This window comes from Paenibacillus agri (assembly GCF_013359945.1).
Lineage (GTDB): Bacteria > Bacillota > Bacilli > Paenibacillales > Paenibacillaceae > Paenibacillus_AQ > Paenibacillus_AQ agri.
In genome coordinates this window covers 1-243 of the sequence record NZ_JABWCS010000066.1, presented here as the reverse complement: position 1 = coordinate 243, position 243 = coordinate 1, and the positions used below count along the sequence as shown (strand labels likewise).

At 46.1% G+C, this 243-nt stretch carries 1 protein-coding gene; it reads left to right on the top strand.

Translation table 11 applies throughout. The annotated features are described in order from the left end of the window. Positions 1 to 243, top strand: a 243-nt coding sequence (locus HPT30_RS31275; RefSeq protein WP_175369643.1) for a transposase, incomplete at both ends; no start/stop codon positions are given.

The window sequence follows — 243 nt, the reverse complement described above, 5'->3', positions numbered from 1 at the left end:
GGAAACCCGTCCTTTTAGCCACCAACCTGCATTGGCATTCGGCTGAAAGCATCGCTGAAATCTATAAAAAACGCTGGCAAATCGAAGTGTTTTTCCGCTGGATTAAACAGCATCTAAACATTCCGAAGTTGTTCGGAACGACGCCGAACGCGGTATATGGCCAGTTGTACGTGGCCTTACTTGTTTATGTTTTGCTTAAACTCCTGTTTGACGAAGGTCAAAAGGTCGTGCATTGGAGCGCAA